Source organism: Pseudomonas putida, assembly GCF_025905425.1.
GTDB classification, from domain to species: Bacteria; Pseudomonadota; Gammaproteobacteria; order Pseudomonadales; family Pseudomonadaceae; genus Aquipseudomonas; species Aquipseudomonas putida_AF.
On sequence record NZ_CP109603.1, the window covers coordinates 2,716,100 to 2,738,206 of the forward strand.

General features: G+C 63.2%; 15 protein-coding genes. 5 read left to right on the top strand and 10 right to left on the bottom strand.

Going from position 1 to position 22,107, the window contains the following annotated elements; translation table 11 throughout:
• Positions 1-107 precede the first annotated feature (107 nt).
• The gene (locus OGV19_RS12130) at positions 108-1,061 is read left to right on the top strand and encodes a LysR family transcriptional regulator (RefSeq protein ID WP_264313592.1); all 954 of its coding nucleotides are present in this window, start codon (positions 108-110) and stop codon (positions 1,059-1,061) included.
• 21 nt (positions 1,062-1,082) lie between these two features.
• On the opposite strand, the gene pgm is transcribed toward OGV19_RS12130, so the two are convergent.
• Positions 1,083-2,720 carry a phosphoglucomutase (alpha-D-glucose-1,6-bisphosphate-dependent) gene (pgm, locus tag OGV19_RS12135; RefSeq protein WP_264313593.1) on the bottom strand — a complete coding sequence of 546 codons (1,638 nt, stop codon included), beginning with the start codon at positions 2,718-2,720 and terminating at the stop codon, positions 1,083-1,085.
• Positions 2,721-2,911: 191 nt separating this feature from the next.
• Here pgm and OGV19_RS12140 point away from each other — a divergent pair, with 191 nt between their 5' ends.
• Positions 2,912-3,559 carry a DUF1345 domain-containing protein gene (locus tag OGV19_RS12140; protein ID WP_264313594.1) on the top strand — a complete coding sequence of 216 codons (648 nt, stop codon included), beginning with the start codon at positions 2,912-2,914 and terminating at the stop codon, positions 3,557-3,559.
• 273 nt (positions 3,560-3,832) lie between these two features.
• Complete coding sequence (locus tag OGV19_RS12145; RefSeq protein ID WP_264313595.1) at positions 3,833-4,093, top strand: DUF1652 domain-containing protein; 261 nt, start codon at positions 3,833-3,835, stop codon at positions 4,091-4,093.
• Here OGV19_RS12145 and OGV19_RS12150 read toward each other — a convergent pair.
• From OGV19_RS12150 to OGV19_RS12190, 9 genes are all read right to left on the bottom strand, one after another.
• The gene (locus tag OGV19_RS12150) at positions 4,090-6,177 is read right to left on the bottom strand and encodes a putative bifunctional diguanylate cyclase/phosphodiesterase (RefSeq protein ID WP_264313596.1); all 2,088 of its coding nucleotides are present in this window, start codon (positions 6,175-6,177) and stop codon (positions 4,090-4,092) included. The two genes, OGV19_RS12145 and OGV19_RS12150, sit on opposite strands and share 4 nt — an antisense overlap.
• 244 nt (positions 6,178-6,421) lie before the next feature.
• Positions 6,422-7,909 carry an efflux transporter outer membrane subunit gene (locus tag OGV19_RS12155; RefSeq protein WP_264313597.1) on the bottom strand — a complete coding sequence of 496 codons (1,488 nt, stop codon included), beginning with the start codon at positions 7,907-7,909 and terminating at the stop codon, positions 6,422-6,424.
• Positions 7,906-11,013, bottom strand: a complete 3,108-nt coding sequence (locus OGV19_RS12160) for an efflux RND transporter permease subunit (protein WP_264313598.1) — start codon at positions 11,011-11,013, stop codon at positions 7,906-7,908. The genes OGV19_RS12155 and OGV19_RS12160 overlap by 4 nt, the downstream gene beginning before the upstream one ends.
• On the bottom strand, positions 11,010-14,108 hold the full coding sequence (locus tag OGV19_RS12165; protein ID WP_264313599.1) for an MdtB/MuxB family multidrug efflux RND transporter permease subunit: 3,099 nt from the start codon (positions 14,106-14,108) through the stop codon (positions 11,010-11,012). Before OGV19_RS12165 ends, OGV19_RS12160 begins: the two co-directional genes overlap by 4 nt.
• Positions 14,105-15,376, bottom strand: coding sequence for an MdtA/MuxA family multidrug efflux RND transporter periplasmic adaptor subunit (locus OGV19_RS12170; RefSeq protein WP_264313600.1), 1,272 nt, complete (start codon positions 15,374-15,376; stop codon positions 14,105-14,107). The genes OGV19_RS12165 and OGV19_RS12170 overlap by 4 nt, the downstream gene beginning before the upstream one ends.
• Positions 15,377-15,715: 339 nt before the next feature.
• Positions 15,716-16,216: a thiol peroxidase gene (gene tpx, locus OGV19_RS12175; protein WP_264313601.1), complete on the bottom strand. Its 501-nt coding sequence runs from the start codon at positions 16,214-16,216 to the stop codon at positions 15,716-15,718.
• A 168-nt stretch (positions 16,217-16,384) separates the two neighbouring features.
• Positions 16,385-17,665 (bottom strand): serine/threonine transporter, encoded by a 1,281-nt coding sequence (locus tag OGV19_RS12180; protein ID WP_264313602.1) that lies wholly within the window; start codon positions 17,663-17,665, stop codon positions 16,385-16,387.
• Positions 17,666-17,945: 280 nt separating this feature from the next.
• A complete protein-coding gene (locus tag OGV19_RS12185; protein WP_264313603.1) occupies positions 17,946-19,142 on the bottom strand; it encodes an amino acid aminotransferase in 1,197 nt (398 codons plus the stop codon).
• Between the two features lie 138 nt (positions 19,143-19,280).
• The gene (locus OGV19_RS12190; RefSeq protein WP_264313604.1) at positions 19,281-20,306 is read right to left on the bottom strand and encodes an Ldh family oxidoreductase; all 1,026 of its coding nucleotides are present in this window, start codon (positions 20,304-20,306) and stop codon (positions 19,281-19,283) included.
• A gap of 143 nt (positions 20,307-20,449) precedes the next feature.
• Between OGV19_RS12190 and OGV19_RS12195 the strand changes: the two genes are divergently transcribed.
• On the top strand, positions 20,450-21,322 hold the full coding sequence (locus OGV19_RS12195) for a MurR/RpiR family transcriptional regulator (RefSeq protein WP_264313605.1): 873 nt from the start codon (positions 20,450-20,452) through the stop codon (positions 21,320-21,322).
• Between the two features lie 21 nt (positions 21,323-21,343).
• Entirely contained in the window at positions 21,344-22,096 is a 753-nt protein-coding gene (locus OGV19_RS12200; protein ID WP_264313606.1) for a transporter substrate-binding domain-containing protein, read from the top strand.
• Positions 22,097-22,107 lie beyond the last annotated feature (11 nt).

Here is a 22,107-nt window from a genome sequence, read left to right on the forward strand (position 1 = left end):
CTTGTTATTGTGCGCCGCAGAGGCGACTTGGCTGGTTTCAAGATACTGCGTGCCCGGCTTTTGCGCTCATACCCAGATGGCGAAGACCATAACCAAAGGTAATACCCATGCCCCTCGACGATGAAGGCCCAGAATCCCGCGCGCTGGTGTTCAAACTGCGCCATATGGAAGTGTTCAGGGCGGTGATGCTGACGGGCTCGATCAGCGCGGCGGCCAAGATGCTCTACGTGTCGCAGCCGGCGGTGAGCAAGTTGATCCAGTACATCGAGGTGCGGCTGGCGTACCGCTTGTTCGAGCGCATCAACAACCGCCTGGTGCCGACCCTGGAGGCGCAGATTCTGTTTCGCGAAGTCGAGCGGGTGTACCAGGCGGCGTTGGAGGTCAATGAATGTGCGCTGTCACTGGGCAGTGGCGGCCATCGCAACCTGCGCATCTCATGCAGTGCTTCGCTGTCGACCGTGGTCATCCCGATTGCGCTGGCCCAGCTCAAGCGCGAATCGCCCTCGCTGAACATCGAGTGGCAGACCTCGCTGATGGGTGAAATGCCGAACCAGATCCTGTCGAAGAAGGTCGACCTGTCGATTGCCGCCTTGCCGGTGATCCACGATCACCTGCACTCGCAGGCGTTCATGCGGGGGCGCATGGTGGTGGTGATGCCACCGGAGCATGCCCTGGCGCAACGGCCATCACTGGCGCTTGAACAACTGCAAGGCCATGACTTGCTGCTGTTCAGGCCCGACATGCCGTTCGGCAAACTGCTGGCCGACCACATCCACCGGCGCGGCCTGCACCTGCAATCGCTGTTGTCGTTCACCAATGCCAACGAAGCCGTGGCCCTGGTCAAACAAGGCATGGGCATTACCCTGATCGACGAGTTCGTGGCGCAAGACAGCGGTTTGGCGGTGGTGCCACTGGCCGAAGAAATCCACTTTGATATCAGCTTCGTCTATTCGCGCTTCGAGCCACCGTCGCACTCGGCATTGCACCTGATGCAGGTGCTGCATGCGCAGGCACTGAAGCTTGGGCGGGGGATCGCGGGGTTCGCGTTGCCAGCAGCTTGAGGCAACGCGCGCTGTTGGGAATCAGGCGATGGCCGAGTCCACCAACACCTGTGCTTCCTGCACCAGGCGCTGCAGGTGCGCCTCGTCGATGAAGCTTTCGGCGTAGATCTTGTAGATGTCCTCGGTGCCCGACGGCCGTGCGGCAAACCAGCCGTTGGCGGTCATTACTTTCAACCCGCCAATCGCCTGGCCGTTGCCTGGTGCATGGCTGAGGATCTGCACGATCGGCTCGCCGGCAAGCTCAGTCGATTTGACCTGCTCAGGTGCCAGCTTGCTCAACAACGCCTTCTGCCGGGCATCGGCCTTGGCCTCGACACGGGTGGCGAACGGCTTGCCCAGTACTGCGGTCAGGTCAGCATAGGCCTGGCTCGGGTTACGGCCCGTGCGCGCAGTCATCTCGGCGGCCAGCAAGGCAGGGATCAGCCCGTCTTTGTCAGTCGCCCAGACCGAGCCGTCGCGCCGCAGGAACGAAGCCCCCGCGCTCTCCTCGCCACCAAAGCCTAGCGAGCCGTCGAACAGGCCCTGGGCGAAGAACTTGAAGCCCACCGGTACCTCGAACAGTTCACGGCCCAGGCGCTCGGTGACACGGTCGATCAAGCCGCTGGAAACAACGGTCTTGCCCACCGCCGCGTCGCTGCGCCATTGCGGACGATGGCGGTACAGGTAGTCGATGGCCACGGCCAGGTAGTTGTTCGGCTGCAGCAAGCCATCCGGGGTGACGATGCCGTGGCGGTCGTGGTCCGGGTCGCAGGCAAATGCCACGTCAAAGCGCTCGCGCAGGCCAATGAGGCCCTGCATGGCATAGGGCGAGGACGGGTCCATGCGGATCTGGCCGTCCCAGTCGACGGTCATGAAGCGGAAGGTCGGGTCAACCTCGGTGTTGACCACTTCCAGGTTGATCTTGTAATGCTCGGCAATCGCCGACCAGTAGTGCACCCCAGCACCACCCAGCGGGTCGACGCCCAGGCGCAGGTTGGCGCTGCGAATCACATCGAAGTCGATGACATTGCCGAGGTCTGCCACGTAATGGCTCACGTAGTCGTGGCGGTGGGTGGTGGCAGCCTGCAAGGCCTGGGCATGGTCCATGCGTTTGACGCCGGCCAGGTTCGCGGCCAGCAGTTCGTTGGCCTTGGCTTCGACCCACTTGGTCACGTCGCTGTCGGCCGGGCCGCCATTGGGCGGGTTGTACTTGAAGCCACCGCTTTGCGGCGGGTTGTGCGACGGCGTGATGACGATACCGTCGGCCAGGCCCTGCTCACGGCCACGGTTGTAGCAGAGGATGGCGTGGGACACCGCCGGGGTCGGCGTGTACTCATCGTCTTTGGACAGCATCACCTGCACGCCATTGGCCGCCAGCACTTCCAGGGCGCTGGCCGTGGCCGGTGCCGATAGCGCATGGGTGTCAGCACCGATGAACAGTGGGCCATCGATGCCCTTCTCCTGGCGGTACAGGCAGATGGCTTGGGTAATGGCCAGTACGTGGTACTCGTTGAAACTCAACTCAAGCGAGGTGCCTCGGTGCCCCGAGGTGCCGAAAGCCACCCGCTGGGCCACCACGCCCGCATCGGGGCGGCCGGTGTAGTAGGCGGTGAGCAGTCGGGGAATATCGACCAGCACGCTGGCCGGAGCCGGCTTGCCTGCCAAAGGACTGAGCGTCATGCAGAAACCTCGAGTTCAACGGATGTTGGTGTTGGAGCACGCAGTGTACTGAGAGTTGCAATGCCGCGCGATGGGCGACATCAAAGAACAGGAGAGCATCGCCAATGAGCGCACCGCGCACTCTGTGGGAGCGGGTATGTGGTGCATGACCGTCTAGAGTAAAGGGCACCCCCTTCAGCTAGCGAGGACCCATGGCTTTCCACCGACTGACACGCACCCACCCTCGCCTCACGTTCGCCACCCTGGTCGGTATCATCGGCGCCTGGCTAATCCCTGCCGGTGACACGGTCCAGCACATTCTGGTCGGGTGGAACCTCGGCGTCTGGCTCTACCTGCTGCTGGTCCTGTGGCTGACCTGGCACGCCAAGCCGGACAAAGTCCGCAAGGTTGCCCAGGTCGAGGATGAGAACGCCGGCCTGGTCTTGCTTACCGTGTGCATCGCGGCCATCGCCAGCCTGGCCGCAGTCACCCTGCAACTGGTCTCCAGCCGTGGCCTGCAAGGCGGCGCCCTGGCCCTGCACTACCTGTACACCGGGTTGACCGTGGCCGGCTCCTGGCTGTTGATCGGCTGTATCTTCAGCCTGCACTACGCGCGCTTGTTCTATACCGGCCGGAACCATGAACCCCCACTGCGCTTTGCCGATGGCGAGCGCAACCCGGATTACTGGGACTTCCACTACTTCTCGTTCACCCTCAGCGTGGCGGTGCAGACGTCCGATGTAGGTGTTGCAGGGCGCGGGTTGCGCCGGGTGGTGCTGGCGCATTCGTTGGTAGGTTTCGTATTCAACACCGCAATCTTGGGGTTCACCATCAACATCGCTGCAGGGCTGCTGGGGTAATACGCACCGCTCGTCCGAAAACCCATTGCATCGAATGTCGTGGAAACCAGCAGAATTTCCGGGTTTGCCGCCGACATCGCGCAACGAAAACGTTTGCCTGGCGAGCCGCCCCCAGATCGCGGTAATGACCACCGTGTGACCTGAGTCAAACACCCACGAATCAGTCGTATTCCCACCCTGGGCAGTGGCGTGGCAGGTGCTATGGTTACATTCCCGGCGGCCGTGCAGGCGGCCACCCGCTCACCGCGTCCAGGTACGGACAAGGAGGCTGGCATGAACAAAATGACGTTCCCGAACGCCTGCCAGGTGATGCGCTGGCATTTCCACCCGCTGGGCTTCGAGGCCAGCATGGATGCGCCGCGCAGCATGATCGCGCGGCTGTTCGACCGCGCCACCGGGGAAACCCTGCTGGCCATTGCCGGTATCCCCTGCGCTGCCATCATGGCCGCGGCGGATGTCGAGCGCATCATTGAAGCGGTCGAGGCCGAGATGGACGCCTTGGTACCCGTCTTCGCTCTGCGTGACGCGGGCTAGACAGCCACGTCCGGCGCCTGCCGCAACGCCTGCAACTTGCCCATGAACTGCTCGGCCGGCACCGGCTGCCCCAGCAGATAACCTTGCAACGAATCGCACCCCAGGCGGGTCAAGAAGTCCTGCTGCTTGTCCGTCTCCACGCCTTCGGCAACGATTCGCAACCCCAGTGCCTGGCCCAGCGCAACAATCGCCGAGACAATCGCGGCATCGTCGCTGTCCTGCTCCAGATCACGCACAAAACCCCGGTCGATCTTCAGCTCGTTGGCCGGCAGCCGCTTGAGGTACATGAGGCTGGAGTAACCAGTGCCGAAATCATCGATGGACAAGTCCACACCCATGTCGGACAAGCGTTGCAGCACCGTCAGGCTGGCATCGGCATCATGCATGGCGGTGGTTTCGGTGATCTCCAGGGTCAGGCAGTTGGCCGGCAGGCCGTTCTCGCGAAGGGCCCGGGCCACGCTCTCGACCAAACCTGCATGGCAGAACTGGATGGCCGAAAGGTTGACCGCCATGCGCCAACCCTGGTGCCCCTGGTCCAGCCACTGGCGCATCTGCCGGCAAGCTTCGTCCATTACCCATTCGCCGATGGGAATGATCAGGCCGGTTTTTTCCGCCAGGCCAATGAATCGGTCAGGCAGCAGCAGGCCTTGCTGCGGGTGCTCCCAGCGCAGCAGCGCTTCGGCGCCAATCGGCTGGCAGGCCTGGGCATCGAACTTGGGTTGGTAATGCAGGCGGAACTGGCGCTGCTCCAGGGCCTGGCGCAGGTCCTGCAGCAACTGCAGTTGCTGCCGGGCGTTGCTGTTCATCGACACGTCGAAGAAGCTGTAGCCGTTTTTACCGGCGCTCTTGGCGTGGTACATCGCGGCGTCGGCATTGCGCAGCAACTCGTGCTGATCCTGGCCGTTGCCGGGGTACAAGACGATGCCCAGGCTGGCCGTAAGCTGCAGGTCATGCTCGGCAACGCGGAACGGCCGCGACACCAGGTTGACCTGTTTGACCGCCACGTCCATGGCATCGTTCGGCTCTTGCAGCTCCACCAGCAATACGAACTCGTCGCCACCAATGCGCGCTAGCGTGTCCTGGCTGTGCAAGTGACCGCGCAGGCGCGCCGCCACCGCTTTAAGCAGCAAATCGCCAACATGATGCCCAAAGGCATCGTTGACCGGTTTGAAGCCATCCAGGTCGATGAACATCAGCGCAAAGCAACCACCCTGCTCCGCCACCTTGGCGATGGCTTGCTCGATGCGGTCGGCCAGCAGGGTGCGGTTGGGCAGGTCAGTGAGTGTGTCGTGCAGGGCCAGTTGGGTGAGTTCCTGGTTGGCCAGGGTCAGCGACCGGGCAAGCTCTGCCGTGCGCGCTTCGAGGCGGGCGTCCAGCACCGAGGTCAGCAGGGCCACCGCCAGTACGGCCAAGGTGGTAATCAGCACCAGGTAGACCAGCCCGTCGCCTCGCAGCCCACCGGCCAGCGCCCCGCAGAAGCTGCCCTCGGGGAAATTGGCAGCCGCCATGCCGGTGTAGTGCATGCCGACGATGGCAACCCCCATCACCACTGCGGCCAGGCCGCGGATCTGCCGCACATAAGGGGTGTGCTTGCGCAAGCGGAACGCGATCCACAGCGCCGCCGCCGAGGCGCCCACGGCGATCATCAGCGAAGCGCCGAACAGCGTAGGGTCATAGTCGATGCCTGGCAGCATGTGCAGCGCGGCCATGCCGGTGTAGTGCATGCAACTGATGCCCGCGCCCATGATCAATGCACCAAAGCCCAGTTGCAGCCAAGGCAGGCTCGGCTGGCTCACCAGCCACAAGGCAAAGCCTGACGACAGCACGGCGATCAACAGCGAAAAAGCGGTCAGCCCAAGGTCGTAGCCCAGGTCGATGGGCAGGCTGAACGCGAGCATGCCGATGAAATGCATCGACCACACGCCGATCCCCATGGCCAGCGCGCCGCCCCCCATCCACAGGTTCACAGCCCTGCCCTTGGCCGTAGCGATACGGCCGGTCAGGTCCAGGGCGGTATAGGACGCCAGGATCGCCACGCACAGCGAAATCAACACCAGCGAAGAGGAGTAGCTACCGGTCAGCATTGGGAGTTCCAGCGACGGGCCAGGGGGCCCGGAAAAAGTTGACGATTGTACTCAAGCTTTGGCGAAACGCACGGGGTTTTTGCGAATGGGAATGGATCCAAGAATGGGTAGAACGGCGCTTACTGTGAGGGCCTTTTCGCGGGGCAAGCCCGCTCCCACAGGTATTGCGCAAACCGGAAGGTCAGCGCGCTACCTGTAGGAGCTGGCTTGCCTGCGATGGGCCGCACAGCGGCCCCCTAGGCCATCACTCCTGTTCGGCAAACGCCTGCTCGGCATCCCAACCACCGCCCAGCGCAGCGATCAGTTGCACACTGGCCACCAAACGCCCCTGCAACAGGTTCAGCACGCTGCGCTCGTTACTCAGCGCGGTGGTCTGCACGTTCACCACATCCAGGTAACCGATCAACCCCGCGCGGTATTGGTTTTCTGTCAGGCGCAGCGACTCACGCGCCGCGTCCAGCGCCTCCTGGCGCACCACCGCTTCATCGCCATAAACCTTCAACTGCACCAGGAAGTTTTCCACCTCCTTGAAGCCATCGAGCACCGTCTGGCGGTACTGCGCCACGGTCTGGTCATAGACGGCCACGGTACGGTCCACCTCGGCGCTGCGCTTGCCCGCATCGAACAAGGTCATGGCCAGCGAAGGCCCTACCGACCAGTAACGGTTCGGCAGTTCGATCCAGTTGCTGAAGCTGCTGCTGGAATAGCCCCCACTCAGGCTCAGGCTCAGGTCGGGGAAGTAGGCCGCGCGCGATACGCCGATATTGGCGTTGGCAGCCATCACGTTGCGCTCGGCCGAAGCGATGTCCGGGCGGCGTTCGAGCAGTTGCGAGGGCAGCGTCAGTGGAATTTGCGGCAGTGCTGGAATGGTCTTGCTGTCGGCAAGGGCAAAGTCCGCCGGGGCCTTGCCGAGCAACACGGCAATGGCATTCTCGAACTGCGCGCGCTGCCAGATCAGGTCAATCAGGTCCGCCTGGGTGCTTTTAAGCTGGGTCCGCGCCTGGGCCACCGCATCCGGGCCGGAAACACCGGCCCGGTACTGGTTTTCGGTCATGCGCAGCGAGCGTTCGTAGGTGGCCACGGTCGCCTCCAGCAGGCGCTTCTGCTCATCGATCACACGCAGTTGCAGGTAGTTCTGCACCAGCTCCGACTGCTGGCTCAGGCGGATCGAGGCAAGGTCGGCAAAACTGGCTTGTGCACTGGCTTCGTTGGCGTTCATGGTTTCACGCAACTTGCCCCACAGGTCGATCTCCCAACTGACGCCGAGCTGGGTGTTGTAGGTGTTGCGAATGCCGCTGCTGTTGTTCGACAGGCTGGAGCTTGAGCTGCCGGTGCCCTGCGCCGAGCGGTTCTTGCTGGCGCTCAGGTCCAGGCTTGGAAACAGCGCGGCGCGGCTGCTGCGCACCAGCGCCTGGGCCTGGCGGTACTGGGCTTCAGACTGCGCAACAGTCTGGTTGCTGCGGTTAAGCTCTTCGACCAGCGCATTGAGCCCGGCATCGCCATAGACTTCCCACCAGGCGCCTCGGGCGATGGCGTCCGACGGTTTGGCCTGGGTCCAGCCCTCGGCCTGCTTGTACTGCGCCGGGGTGCTCAGCTCGGGGCGATGGTAGTCCGGGCTCAGGCTACAGGCGCTGAGCAGCGCCACGCACAGACTGGCGCCGAGCAGACGCGAGCCACGCCCCAGGGTCAATGACTGCAGGGCACGGTGAAGGGGTGTCTGGGCAAAGTTCATAGCGGGGTTTCCAGAGCGGCGTCGGTGCGCACGCCGCGCCAACGGTTGAAACGGTGACGCAAGCGGTCGAGGTACAGGTAGACCACCGGCGTCGTATAAAGGGTGAGGATCTGGCTGAAGACCAGGCCGCCAATGATGGTCAAGCCCAAGGGCTGGCGCATTTCCGCGCCCTCGGCGCGGCTCACCAGCAGCGGCAAGGCGCCGAGGATGGCCGCCAGGGTGGTCATCAGGATCGGCCGCAGGCGCAGCAGGCAGGCGCGGCGGATCGACTCCTCCGGCGAAAGGCCCTGGTGGCGCTCCAGCTGCAGCGCCAGGTCGATCATCAGGATCGCGTTCTTCTTCACCACGCCAATCAGCAGGAACAGGCCTAGCAGCGAGATCAGGCTGAACTCGCCACCGGTGACGTAAAGCGCCAGCAAGGCACCGACGCCAGCCGAGGGCAGTGTCGAAAGAATGGTCAGCGGGTGAATGTAGCTTTCATAAAGAATGCCCAACACCAGGTACACCAGCACCAGTGCGCCGAGAATCATCAAGGGCTGGCCTTCCTGGGTCTTGGCGAAGGCGTCGGCGGTGCCGCCGAGCCGGGCGATGACTTCCTCGGGCAGGCCAAGCTTGGCCACCGCCCGCTCCACCGCGGCCATGGCCTGGTCGGGGCTGTAGCCTTCGGCAACGTCGAAAGCAATGTCTTCGGAGGCGAACTGGCCCTCGTGGCTGACCCGGTCATTGGCCAGGCTGTTCTCGTAATGGGCGATGGTCGACAACGGCACCCGGGCGCCATCCGCGGTGATCACCTGCACCTGTTCCAGGGTACTGGGGTCCCAGGCGTATTTCGGGTTGATCTCCAGCACCACCTGGTATTGGTTGAGGCTGTCGTAGATGGTCGATATCTGCCGCTGGCTGTAGGCGTTGTTGAGCACCGTGGTGACCATGTCCATGTCGATGCCCAGGCGCTTGGCCTGATCACGGTCGACCACCAGGGTCACCTGCGGGGTCCCAGCGCCGTCACGGGCGTCGATGGCGGTCAGTTCGGGCAATGCGCGCACCGCCGCGACCACTTTCGGGAACCACTCGCGAAGGGCCGCCAGGTCGCCGCTCTGCAAGGTATAGAGGTACTGCGACGACGTCTGATCACGCCCGCCGCCCCCCAGTTGCAGGTCTTGGTCGGCCATCAGGAACAGCCGCCCGCCGGGCACCTTGGGCATCTCTTTGCGCATGCGCTCGATCACCTTCTGGGCATCCATCTTGCGCTCGCTGATCGGCTTCAGGCGCACAATCACCATCGCATTGTTGGTGCCACTGTTGCCACCGATGAAGCCAGCAACACTCTGTACCGCAGGGTCGGCCAGCAAGGCGCGGCGATAGGTTTCCATCTTCGGCTGCATCACGCTGAACGACAGGCCATCATCGCCACGGATAAAGCCCAGCAACTGGCCGGTGTCCTGCTGCGGCATCAGCGTCTTGGGCACCACCACATACAACGCGATGTTGATACCGATGGTAGCCAGCAGGCTCAGCAAGGTCAGGCGTTTGTGGCGTAGCACCCAGCCGAGGCTACGGTCATAGCCGTTGACCATGCGCTGATGAACCTTGTCGCTCCAGCGCTGCAGGCGGTTCTGTTCGGCCTGGTGCGGTTTCAGCCAACGGGCACAGAGCATCGGCGTGAGGGTCAGCGAGACCACCAGCGAGACGATGATTGCAGCCGCCAGGGTGATGGAAAACTCCTGGAACAGGCTACGTACGATGCCCCCCATGAACAGGATGGAGACGAACACCGCCACCAACGAAACGTTCATCGACAACAGCGTGAAGCCCACCTCCTTGGCACCAAGGAACGCCGCACGCATCGGCGGCTGGCCGTCCTCGATGTGCCGGGAGATGTTCTCCAGCACCACGATGGCGTCGTCCACCACCAGGCCCGTGGCCAGGATCAGCGCCATCAGCGACAGGTTGTTAAGGGAGAAACCGCACAAATACATGACCGCGAACGTGCCCACCAGCGATACCGGCACTGCCAGGCTCGGGATCAACGAGGCACGCAGGCTACCGAGGAACAGGTAGACCACCAGAATCACCAGCCCTACCGCGATCAGCAGCGTGTGCTCGGCCTCCTTGAGGGTGGCCTTGATCACCAGCGAGCGGTCCATGGCCACGTTCAATTGCACGCTGGCTGGCAACAACGACTGCAACGCCGGCAACTGCGACTTGATCTGGTCGACCGTCTCGATGATGTTGGCGCCGGTCTGGCGGTTGACCACCAGCAACACCGCGCTCTGGTCGTTGAAGAAGCCACTGTTGTAGCGGTTCTCGACGCTGTCGGTGATGGTCGCGACGTCAGACAGGCGCAGGATGGTGCCGTTCTGCTGGCGGATCACCACCGGCTCGTAGTCTTTTGCCGATTCCAGCTGGTCGTTGGCTCGTACCTCCCAGTTACGCTCGGCATCCTCGACAAACCCCATGGGCCGGCGCTGGTTGGCGTTGGACACGGCGGTACGCACCTCGTCCAAGGACAGGCCGTACTGGTTGAGCAACTGCGGCTCCACCGAGATACGTACCGCCGGCAGCGAACTGCCGCCGATCTGCACCTCCCCTACCCCGGACACCTGAGCCAGGCTCTGGGACAGGATGGTGTCGGCCAAATCGTACAGCTGGCCCTTCTGCAGCACATCCGAGGTCAGCGACAGCACCATGATCGGTGCCTGCGACGGGTTGATCTTCTTGTACGTCGGCATGCTGCGCATGCCGCTGGGCAGCAGGTTACGGGTGGCGTTGATCGCCGCCTGCACCTCACGCGCCGCACCGTCGATGTCACGCCCCATCTCAAAGCCGATGATCACCCGCGTAGAGCCCTGGTTGGAGCTGCTGGTCAGCGTGGTGACCCCCGCGATGCTGCCCAGCTTGCGTTCCAAAGGCGTGGCCACCGTGGCCGCCATCACCTCAGGGCTGGCGCCAGACAGGTTGGCCTGTACGACGATGACCGGGAAGTCCATCTGCGGCAGCGGCGCAACCGGCAACAGGCCGAAGCTGACCCCGCCAAGCAGCATGATCGCCAGGCTCAGCAGCATCGTCGCCACCGGGCGACGAATAAACGGTCCGGACAGGTTCATGCCTCGGCCTGCTTGGCGTCAGTGGCCGGGCGCCAGCGGCGCGCCAGGCGGTCGAAGTACAAGTAGATGACCGGCGTGGTGAACAGCGTCAGCACCTGGCTGACCAGCAGCCCGCCCACCATCACCAGGCCCAGCGGCTGGCGCAGCTCGGCGCCGGAACCGGTAGCGAGCATCAATGGCACGGCGCCGAACAGCGCGGCCAACGTCGTCATCAAAATCGGCCGGAAACGCAGCAATGCGGCCTGGTAGATGGCGTCCTGCGGGCTCATGCCCTGATTGCGCTCGGCCTCCAAGGCGAAGTCGATCATCATGATCGCGTTCTTCTTGACGATGCCGATCAGCAGAATGATGCCGATGATGGCGATCATCCCCAGGTCGTTGCCACTGATAAGCAACGCCAGCAACGCACCGACCGCCGCCGAGGGCAGGGTCGAGAGAATGGTCACCGGGTGGATGTAGCTCTCGTAGAGCACGCCGAGCACGATGTACATGGTCACCACGGCGGCGAGAATCAGCAGCAAGGTGCTCGACAGCGAGGCCTGGAAGGCTTCTGCCGCGCCCTGGAAGCGGGTTTGCACGCCAATCGGCATGCCGATTTCCTGCTGCACCTGCTCGATCACCTGGACCGCCTCGCCCAGCGATGCGCCATGGGCCAGGTTGAACGACATCATCACCGCCGGGAACTGGCCGATGTGCGAGATCGCCAACTGCGTCTGGCGCTGCTCGATACGCGCCAGCGCCGACAGCCGCACCTGGCCGCCATCGGTGGCCTTGACGTGGATCGACTCCAAGGCCTGCGGGCCGATGCTGGAGGCGGCTTGCGACTGCAGGACCACGCGGTACTGGCTGGCCTGGGTGTAAATGGTCGAGATCTGCCGCTGGCCGAAGGCGTCGTACAAGGCGTTGGTGATCTGCGAAACCGTGATGCCCAGGCGGCTGGCCATGTCGCGGTCAATCACCAGGTACACCTGCAGGCCCTTGTCCTGCAGGTCGCTGGCCACATCGGCAAGCTCCGCGCGCTGCTGCAGCGCCTGCACCAGCTTGCCGCTCCACTGCGCCAGCAGGTCGGCGTCAGGCGACGACAGGCTGAACTGGTACTGGGTGCGGCTGACCCGGTCCTCGATACTCAGGTCCTGGACCGGCTGCATGAACAGGCGGATGCCCACCAGCTTGTCGAGCTGCGGCTGCAGGCGGCTGATGACCTCGCCGGCCGTCACATCCCGCTCGCCGTGCGGCTTGAGGTTGATCAGCAAGCGCCCGCTGTTGAGCGTGGCGTTGTCGCCATCCACGCCGATGTAGGACGACAGGCTCTGCACCGCCGGGTCTTGCAGAATCACTTTACTCAGGGACTGCTGGCGTTCGCTCATGGCGGCGAACGAGGTGGACTGGGGAGCCTCGGAAATACCCTGGATGACGCCGGTGTCCTGCACCGGGAAGAAGCCCTTGGGCACGGCCATGTACAGGACCACGGTCAGCGCGAGGCTTGCTACCGCCACCAGCAGGGTCAGCGGCTGGTGCTTGAGCACCCACTGCAGGCCACGGCCGTAGTGCGCGATGAGCCAGTCGATCCAGGCACCACTGGCGCGGTAGAAACGGCTCTGCTCTTCTTCCTTTGGCTCACGCTTGAGCAGTCGTGCGCACATCATGGGGGTGAGGGTCAGCGACACGACCAGGGAAATCAGGATCGCCACCGCCAGCGTGATGGCGAACTCCCGGAACAGGCGGCCGACCACATCAGCCATGAACAGCAGCGGGATCAGTACCGCGATCAGCGAGAAGGTCAGCGAAATGAGGGTGAAGCCGATCTGCCGGGCGCCCTTGAGCGCGGCCTGCATGGGCGTTTCGCCTTCTTCGATGTGCCGCGAGATGTTCTCCAGCATGACGATGGCGTCGTCCACCACAAAACCGGTGGCAATGGTCAAGGCCATCAGGGTCAGGTTGTTGACCGAGAAACCGGCCAGGTACATCACGCCAAAGGTACCGATCAACGACAGCGGTACGGCAATCGACGGGATGAGCGTGGCGCTGAAGCGGCGCAGGAACACGAAGGTGACCATGACCACCAGAACGATGGCGATCAGCAGTTCGTGCTGCACGTCCTTGACGGCGGCGCGGATGGTCTGGGTACGGTCGGTCAGCACCGACACGTCAAGGCCGGCCGGCAGGTTGTCGGTGATCGAGGGCAGCAGCTCCTTGATCCGATCGACCACTTCGATGACGTTGGCACCGGGCTGGCGCTGAATATTCAGCAACACGGCCTGGTTTTCGTTGGCCCAGGCGGCAAGGCGCTCGTTTTCGGCGCCATCGACGATCTCGGCCACATCTTTCAGGCGCAGCGGTGCACCGTTGTTGTAAGCGAGGATCAGGTTGGCGTATTCCGCGGGGGAACGCAGTTGGTCATTGGCATCGAGCATCGACACCCGGGTCGGGCCATCGAAGTTGCCCTTGGGCTGGTTGACGTTGGACGCACCAATCAGCGTGCGCACGTCATCGAGGTTGAGGCCATTGGCCGCCAAGGCATCGACGTTGACCTTGATGCGTACCGCCTGGCGCTGGCCGCCGGCGATACTGACCATGCCCACGCCACTGATCTGGGCGAGTTTTTGTGCCACACGGGTGTCGACCAGGTCGTTGAGCTTGGGCAGCGGCATGGTCTTGGAGGAGATGGCCAGGGTCAGCACCGGCGTGTCGGCCGGGTTGACCTTGTTATAGACCGGTGGCGCCGGCAAGTCGCTGGGCAGCAGGTTGCTGGCCGCGTTGATCGCTGCCTGCACCTGTTGCTCGGCAACATCCATGTTCATGTCGAGGCTGAAGCGCAAGGTCAGCACCGACGCACCGCCGGAGCTGGTCGAGGCCATCTGGGTCAGCCCCGGCATCTGCCCGAACTGGCGTTCCAGCGGGGCGGTGACCGCACTGGTCATGACTTGCGGGCTGGCACCGGGGTACAAGGTCATGACCCGGATGGTCGGGTAATCGACCTGAGGCAGGGCCGACACCGGCAGCAGCTTATAGGCAATCAGGCCGGCCAGTACGATGGCCAGCATGCTCAGCGTGGTAGCGACCGGGCGCAGGATAAACAGGCGCGAGAGGTTCATGCGCCCGCCTTGCCTGCTTCACCGGCTTGGGCGGAGCCCTTGGCGTCCTGGCCCTGCAGGTGCTGGCCCGGGGTGGTTGGCACCTGCGAGCTGTCTTCGACCACGTCCACCTTGGTACCTTCGCGCAGACGGTCGGTGCCTTCCAGCACCAGGCGTTCGCCGGCGGCCAGGCCTTCGAGGATCACGCTGTTCTCGCCATCGCTGGCGCCAACCTTGAGCTTGCGCACATTGACGGTGTTCTGGGCGTTGATCACATAGGCAAACGTGCCGTCGTTGCCAAACTGGATGGCCGCTGCGGGGGCCATTACCACCTGTTTGAGGGTATCGGCCAGCAGGCGCACATTGACGAACTGGTTGGGGAACAGGGCCAGGTCCTTGTTCTCGAAACGGCCCTTGAACTTGAGGGTGCCGGTGGTGGTGTCGATCTGGTTGTCGATACTGCCCAGTACCCCGCTGGACTGCAGCTTGCTGTCGCTGCGATCCCAGGCCTCGACCGGCAGGCTGGCGCCGCTGCGGTAACGTTCCAGCACCGTGCTCAGTTCGGTTTCCGGCAGGGTGAATGCCACGTTGATCGGCTCAGTCTGGGTGATGACCACCAGCGCGGTGGTGTCGTTGGCGGCCACCAGGTTGCCCAGGTCGAGCTGACGCAGGCCTAGCCGGCCATTGATCGGCGCACGGATCTGGGTGAAATCGAGGTTCAGGCGCGCATCGTTGACCTGCGCCTGGTTGGTCTTGACCAAGCCCTGGAACTGCGCGACCTGGGCTTCGGCGGTGTCGAGGGTCTGTTTGGCGATGCTGTCTTCGGCGTACAGGCCTCTATAGCGCGCCACGTCTACCTGGGCGTTCTTCAGCTGTGCCTGGTTCTGCGCCAGGGTCCCTTCGGCTTGCTGCAGGGCAATGCGGTAGCTGCGCGGGTCGATCTCGGCGAGCAGGTCGCCGGCCTTGACCTGCTGGCCTTCCTTGAAGTGGATCTTGACCAGCTCACCGGCCACCCGGCTGCGCACATTGACGGTGTTGGTTGCGGTGACCGTGCCCAGGGCTTTGTAATACAGCGGAAAATCGCCAACCCGTACCGGCTCGACACGCACCGGCACCGGGTCGCTGGAGGCGCCGAACCCTGGGCGCCCGCCCTTGCCCATGCGCCCGTTGCTGGCCTCTTTGTGAGCAGGCGATGCGGGCCACAGCCACCAGGCCAGCAAGGCCACCAGCAGCAGGATCAGCAGGCCGACGAGCCAGCGACGAGGGGAACGGGAATTGGACGCTTGCATGGGTTGAACGAACCTTGTTCGGAATAACGACGTGGGAAGGGTTGAACGATAAGCACTGGCATCGTTTTAGCAAAGGCCCTTTACCAGAGGTTTACCTTTGGCTGACGTTGCCAAAATGCTGAACTTTAAACGAAAACGGCCCGGAAATCGTTCCGGGCCGTTACAGGGTGTTGCTTGGAGCGGTTGAGGGCAGAAGAGTTCCTTGAGCAGTGCCGACCCTTTCGCGGGGCCTGCCCCCACAGGTTTCGCCACAATGCTTCAGGCGGGTAGTGAACCTGTGGGAGCGGGCTTGCCCCACGAAAGGGTCGGCACAGGTGAACTCACCTGCCCGACCAGCCGTTACTTCAGAACAGCCAGCGCTGCCTCGTAGTTCGGCTCTTCAGCGATCTCACCGACCAGCTCGCTGTGCAGCACCTTGTCATTTTCGTCCAGCACCACCACTGCACGGGCAGCCAGGCCAGCCAGCGGGCCGTCGGCGATGGCAACACCGTAGTTCTCGAGGAACTCGGCGCCACGCAGGGTCGACAGGTTCTTCACGTTCTCCAGGCCTTCGGCACCGCAGAAGCGCGCCTGGGCGAACGGCAGGTCGGCGGAAATGCACAGCACCACGGTGTTGGCCACATCGTTGGCCTGGGCATTGAACTTGCGCACCGAGGTGGCGCAGGTTGGGGTGTCGACGCTCGGGAAGATGTTCAGCACCTTGCGCTTGCCGGCGTAGTCCTGCAGCGACTTGTCGGCCAGGCCTTCACCCACCAGCGAGAAGGCTGGGGCCTGAGCACCGGCCTGCGGCAGGTTGCCCTTGACCTGAACCGGGTTGCCTTTGAGAGTCACTTGAGCCATGGACGAATTCCTTATGCGGGGTTTGAAAAGGACACTGAGTTAAGCATGAAGGCGGCCGGGTGCCTATGGGTGAAGCTAAAATTGTTCTATTGCCAGACAATTTTTGTGGACAAAAAAATGCCCAGATCGCAACACGCGACCTGGGCATTGCTTGTTACCGGGCTTTGATTAGCTCAGCAAGCCGTAAACCACCGACGTCAGCGCAACCACGCCAACCGCGACCACGAACACGTTGGACATCGCCCCGCTGTACTTGCGCATCGAAGGCACGCGGCGAATGGCATACATCGGCATCAGGAACAGCAGCACGGCGATGATCGGGCCGCCCAGCGATTCGATCATGCCCAGAATGCTCGGGTTGAGGGTGGCGACGATCCAGCAGACCACCAGCATCAGTGCAGCGACCACTCGGTCCAGAGCCTTGGCACCCGGACGCGCGCCAGTCTTGGCAATGATGCCTTTCAAGCCTTCGCTGGCACCAATGTAGTGGCCCAGGAACGACTTGGCGATGGCGATGAAGGCAATCAGCGGCGCAGCAAACTCGATGGTCGGGTTGCTGAAGTGGTTGGCCAGGTACGACAGGATCGACAGGTTCTGCGCCTTGGCTTCAGCCAGCTGAGCGCTGCTGAGGGTCAGCACGCAGCTGAAGACGAAGAACAGCACCATAGCCACCATCAGCAGGTGGGCGCGGGCGAGGATCTGGCCGCTGCGCTCATCGGCATGCTCGCCGTAACGGCGCTTCTGGTCGACGGCGAACGCCGAGATGATCGGCGAGTGGTTGAACGAGAACACCATCACAGGAATCGCCAGCCACACGGTGTGCAGGAAGGCCGAGCCCGACGGCAGTTGCGTGGCGCTGTCAAGAATACCGCCAGTCCAGTGCGGCACCAGGTACAGGCCCAGCAGCGCCAGGGCAACGATGAACGGGTAGACCAGCAGGCTCATGACCTTGACCGTGGCCTGTTCACCGCACCGCACGATGGCCAGCAGGCCCAGGATCAGCACGAACGACAGGAGCGCCCGTGGTGGCGGCGTCATGTGCAGCTGGTGCTCCATGAAGCTGGTGACGGTGTTGGTCAGCGCCACGCTATAGATAAGCAGGATCGGGAAAATGGCGAAGAAGTACAGCACGGTGATCAGTGCACCGGCGGTGATGCCGAAATGCTCCTCGACCACTTCGGTGATGTCCCCGCCCTTGCGCCCGGAGAGGACGAAACGGGTCAGGCCGCGGTGGGCGAAGTAGGTCATCGGGAAGGCCAGCACGGCCAGGATGATCAGCGGCCAGAAGCCACCGAGGCCAGCATTGATGGGCAGGAATAAAGTACCTGCGCCGATGGCGGTGCCGAACAGGCCCAGCATCCAGGTGGTGTCTTGACGTGCCCAGCTGCCCAAGGCTGCCGGGGTCGATTCTTCATAGCGCCGTTCGACGCTTGGGGCCTGCTCATTCATTCCGGGTGTAGCTCCACTCGCAAGACTGCAACAGGGCTGGGAATGGCGAAACAGACGCTTCGCGCTCCCCAACCAAAAAGAGGGGCGCGATTGTGCACTGAAATTGGGCGGTTGCGAAGCCCCGTCCGAGGGACGGTTGCACTTGTCATGACAACTTGGTGAAACCAAGGGGCCGCGTCACCCGCATTCGCGGGGCAAGCCCGCCCCCACAGGCCCTATGCTGCGCCTGTGGGAGCGGGCTTGCCCCGCGAATGGGGCGCGAAGCGGCCCCCTTGTCACATCACTTCTGAACGGCGGCGAACGCCTCGGCAACCTGTTGCAGGTTGGCCGGACGCAGGCCGGACATGCACACCCGACCACTGTCGATCAGGTACACACCGAACTCGTCGCGCAGGCGACGCACCTGCTCGACGCTGAAACCGGTGTAGCTGAACATGCCGCGCTGACGCAGGAAGAACTGGAAGTCCTGACCAGGTATCAGCACGGCCAAGGCATCGACCAACGCCTGACGCATGTCCAGGATACGTTTACGCATCACTTCGACTTCTGCCGCCCACTGGGCATTGAGCGCCGCATCGCCCAGCACGCCAGCGACCAGCTGGGCACCGAAGTTGGGTGGGCTGGAGTAGTTGCGGCGTACGGTAGCCTTGAGCTGGCCGAGCACGCTCTGCGCGGTGGCGTCATCGTCGCAGACCACCGACAGGCCCCCTACCCGCTCGCCGTACAGCGAGAAGATTTTCGAGAACGAGTTGCTGACCAGGCACGGTACGCCGGCACGGGCCATTTCGCGGATGGCGTAGGCATCTTCCACCAGGCCCTCACCAAAGCCCTGGTAGGCGATGTCGAGGAACGGGATCAGCTGACGCGACTTGACCACTTCCACCACCTGCTGCCACTGGTTCTGGTCCAGGTCGGCGCCGGTCGGGTTGTGGCAGCACGGGTGCAGCAGCACGACGCTGTTGGCCGGCAGGGTCTGCAGGGTTGCCAACATGCCATCGAAGTCGACGCCACGGCTGACCGGGTCGAAGTACGGGTAGGTGTTCACCTTGAACCCGGCACCTTCGAAGATGGCACGGTGGTTGTCCCAGGTCGGGTTGCTGACCCAGACTTCAGACTGCGGGAAATAACGCTTGAGGAAGTCGGCACCGACTTTCAGTGCGCCAGAACCCCCTACGGTCTGCACGGTGGCCACGCGCCCGCCGGTCACGGCCGGGTGATCGGCACCGAACAGCAGCGCCTGGATGGCCTGGCGGTAGCTGGCCAGGCCTTCCATCGGCAGGTACAGCGACGCTTCGTGAGCAACGCCTGCGATGCGTTTCTCGACGGCATCCACCGCCGCCAGTTGTGGCACCACGCCGGCTTCATCGTAGTACAGGCCGATACTCAAGTTGACCTTGTCGGCACGGGGATCGGCCTTGAAGGTTTCCATCAGCGAGAGAATCGGGTCGCCGGCATAGGCATCGACATGTTTGAACACAGCGTGCAGCTCCTTGGATCAGGACAGTTCGGAATGGCTGCCCTGAGGATACCCGGAGTCGCGGTGGAGGAACATCACCTATTGTGCAGGTTGTCTATGCAAGCGTGCACAGCTGCCGATCTGCAGCAACGGGCGGGTTCAGCCCAGCAGTGCGTTCAGGCCCTGCAACTCCTGCTCGGTCAGTGCCACGCCCTCCTCCTCGGCCACCTCACGCTCGCGGTAACGCCGCTCCCCTGGCATCCGCGTCAAGCCCACTGCCTGCATTTGCTCGACCAGCTCGCGGCTGCGCTGGGCAAACCGCTCGCCTTCGGCCTTGCTCGGGTCGATGACGATGATCAATTGCCCCGTCCAGGGGGTCTTGGCCCCAGGATGCCCGGACCAATCGAACTCCCAAGAGAAATGCCCACCCGTCAGGGCCGCCGCTAGCAGCTCCACCATCATCGACAACGCCGAGCCCTTGTGCCCGCCAAACGGCAGCAAGGCGCCGCCTTCCAGGATCGCCTTGGGGTCGGTGGTGGGCTGGCCTGCGGCATCCACGCCCATACCCTCAGGTAGCTGTTGGCCGGCCCGTGCGGCGATCTGCACGTCACCATGGGCCATGGCGCTGGTAGCCATGTCGAAGACGATCGGGTCGTGTTCGGCGCAGGGCGCTGCAAAGGCAATGGGGTTGGTGCCGAACAAGGGTTTGCGTGCACCGTGCGGCACCACGCAGGTCATGCTGTTGACCACGCTCAGGGCCACCAGGCCCTCTTCGGCGAACGGCTCTACATCCGGCCACAGTGCCGCGAAGTGGTGCGAGTTGTGAATCGCCAGCACAGCAATGCCAGCGTTGCGTGCCTTGGCCACCAACAGCTCACGGGCCGCTGCCAGCGCCGGCTGAGCAAAACCGCCCGCTGCATCGACGCCTACATAGCCAGCCGCCACATCGCTGACCTTCGGCCTGGCTTGGCCATCGACCCAGCCACTGGCCAGGGTCGAGACATAGCCCGGCATACGGAACACGCCATGGCTGTGAGCGCCATCGCGCTGGGCACTGGCGCAGTTGTGGGCCAGTACCTGGGCCACGGTTGCACTGCAGCCATGACGCTGGAAGATCGCCTGCAACAGGTTCTGCAGCTCGGTAAAAGGCACGCGCACGACGGTGCCGGTGGAAGGTGCGGACATCTGAAGCTCCTTGTTGGAATTGGAATGGCTACAGCGTTGCAACGACAAAAACTTTCCTGCATGTGACAGCTATCTGTCAAATATTGACTTGATGACAGAAAACATTCATTTTCTATCGCAAGCCTCACCCCCGGAGAGACAGCATGAGCCAACTGATCAAGCAACGCCTGGAAAACAGCCTGCAAGGGGCTGCCGCCTCAGGCCGCACGATCGCCAGCTACATGCTCGCCAACCTGCATGAACTGCCCTTCCAGACCTCGGCCAGCATTGCCGCCAAGCTCGGCGTCAGCGAATCCAGTGTCGGCCGTTTCTGCCGCTCGTTAGGTTATGCCCACCTCAAGGCGCTCAAGCAAGACCTGCAGAGCGACCTGGGCGATGGCCCATGGCTGGTGGGTGACCGCTTGCAAGACTACCGCCAGAATCATGATGCCCGCGACAACGCCGGCAGCCTGGAGCTGGAAATCGCCGCCCTGGTACGTGTGCACGAGTACCGCCAGAGCGAGCCATGGCACCGCGCGGCGCAACGCCTGGCGAGCAAACCGCGGGTATTTGTCGCCGGCTTTCAGACCGAACGCGGCGTCGCCATGTGCATGAGCCACCTGCTGCAATACCTGCGCGATGGCGTACAGCTGGTCGACATCAGCGCCGGGCATTTCGGTGACGTGCTGCTGGGCCGCGCCGCAGACAGCGCCCTGGTGGTGTTCGAGGCCCGCCGCTATTCACGCCACGCCCTGCAGCTGTGCCAGAAGGCGCGCGAGGCTGGCATTGCGGTCACCCTGGTGACCGACACCTTCTGTGACTGGGCCGATGCCAACGCCGACGAGGTGTTCCGCATCCCCACCGAGTTCAATCTGTTCTGGGAATCCACCGCGACCATGCTGTCGTGGGTGCACCTGATGGTCAACGAGGTCTGCAAGAAGCTCGGGCCGGATGTTGAAAAACGCTTGGAAGCGACTGCCGCTCTACATAACGAATTCGTCGGCTACACCTCGTGGCCGTCGGCAAAACAACAATAGCAAGAGTGCAAGAGGTGCGAGATGAACAAGACCATGGCTATGGTGGGTGCGTGTGCCCTGCTGCTGACGGGCGCCGCCAGTGCCGAAACCCTGCGCTTCGCCACCGAGGGCGCCTACCCGCCCTTCAACTATGTCGACGCCAATAACCAGCTGCACGGCTTCGACATCGACATTACCCACGCCTTGTGCGAACAGATGAAAGTCGAGTGCACGCTGGTGGCCCAGGATTGGGAAGGCATCATCCCGGCCCTGATGGCACGCAAGTATGACGCGGTGGTCGCATCAATGATCGACACCGAAGAGCGCCGCAAGAAAATCGCCTTCACCGACCATTACTACCGCACTCCGCTGACCGTGGCCGTGGCCAAGGACAGCAAGATCAGCGACGCCCAGAACAACTTCGTCGGCTACACCGTTGGCGCCCAGTCCTCGTCGACCCAGGCCATCTATGCCGAAGACGTTTACGGCAAAGCGGGTGCCGACGTGAAACTGTACCCGACCATGGACGAGGCCAACGCCGACCTGGCTGCGGGCCGCCTGGACGGTGTGATCGCCGACAAGTTCCCCCTGCACGAGTGGATGAACAAGAACGGCCAGGACTGCTGCAAGATCCTCGGCGACGTCGCCGACACCAAGGCCGACGCGGCCATTGCCGTGCGCAAGGACGACGAAGCGCTGCGCCAGCGCCTGAATACCGCGCTGCAACAGATCGTTGCCAACGGTACCTACCAGAAGATCGCCAGCAAGTACTTCGCTTTCGATATCTACAACTGATCTGTAGGAGC

Excerpts from the sequence above, each read along its gene's own strand:
- OGV19_RS12165 (WP_264313599.1), bottom strand. The coding sequence starts at position 14,108 with ATGAACCTCTCGCGCCTGTTTATCCTGCGCCCGGTCGCTACCACGCTG.
- OGV19_RS12160 (WP_264313598.1), bottom strand. The coding sequence starts at position 11,013 with ATGAACCTGTCCGGACCGTTTATTCGTCGCCCGGTGGCGACGATGCTG.
- OGV19_RS12155 (WP_264313597.1), bottom strand. The coding sequence starts at position 7,909 with ATGAACTTTGCCCAGACACCCCTTCACCGTGCCCTGCAGTCATTGACC.
- OGV19_RS12190 (WP_264313604.1), bottom strand. The coding sequence starts at position 20,306 with ATGTCCGCACCTTCCACCGGCACCGTCGTGCGCGTGCCTTTTACCGAG.
- OGV19_RS12195 (WP_264313605.1), top strand. The coding sequence starts at position 20,450 with ATGAGCCAACTGATCAAGCAACGCCTGGAAAACAGCCTGCAAGGGGCT.
- OGV19_RS12150 (WP_264313596.1), bottom strand. The coding sequence starts at position 6,177 with ATGCTGACCGGTAGCTACTCCTCTTCGCTGGTGTTGATTTCGCTGTGC.
- pgm (WP_264313593.1), bottom strand. The coding sequence starts at position 2,720 with ATGACGCTCAGTCCTTTGGCAGGCAAGCCGGCTCCGGCCAGCGTGCTG.
- OGV19_RS12180 (WP_264313602.1), bottom strand. The coding sequence starts at position 17,665 with ATGAATGAGCAGGCCCCAAGCGTCGAACGGCGCTATGAAGAATCGACC.
- tpx (WP_264313601.1), bottom strand. The coding sequence starts at position 16,216 with ATGGCTCAAGTGACTCTCAAAGGCAACCCGGTTCAGGTCAAGGGCAAC.
- OGV19_RS12170 (WP_264313600.1), bottom strand. The coding sequence starts at position 15,376 with ATGCAAGCGTCCAATTCCCGTTCCCCTCGTCGCTGGCTCGTCGGCCTG.
- OGV19_RS12145 (WP_264313595.1), top strand. The coding sequence starts at position 3,833 with ATGAACAAAATGACGTTCCCGAACGCCTGCCAGGTGATGCGCTGGCAT.
- OGV19_RS12200 (WP_264313606.1), top strand. The coding sequence starts at position 21,344 with ATGAACAAGACCATGGCTATGGTGGGTGCGTGTGCCCTGCTGCTGACG.
- OGV19_RS12140 (WP_264313594.1), top strand. The coding sequence starts at position 2,912 with ATGGCTTTCCACCGACTGACACGCACCCACCCTCGCCTCACGTTCGCC.
- OGV19_RS12130 (WP_264313592.1), top strand. The coding sequence starts at position 108 with ATGCCCCTCGACGATGAAGGCCCAGAATCCCGCGCGCTGGTGTTCAAA.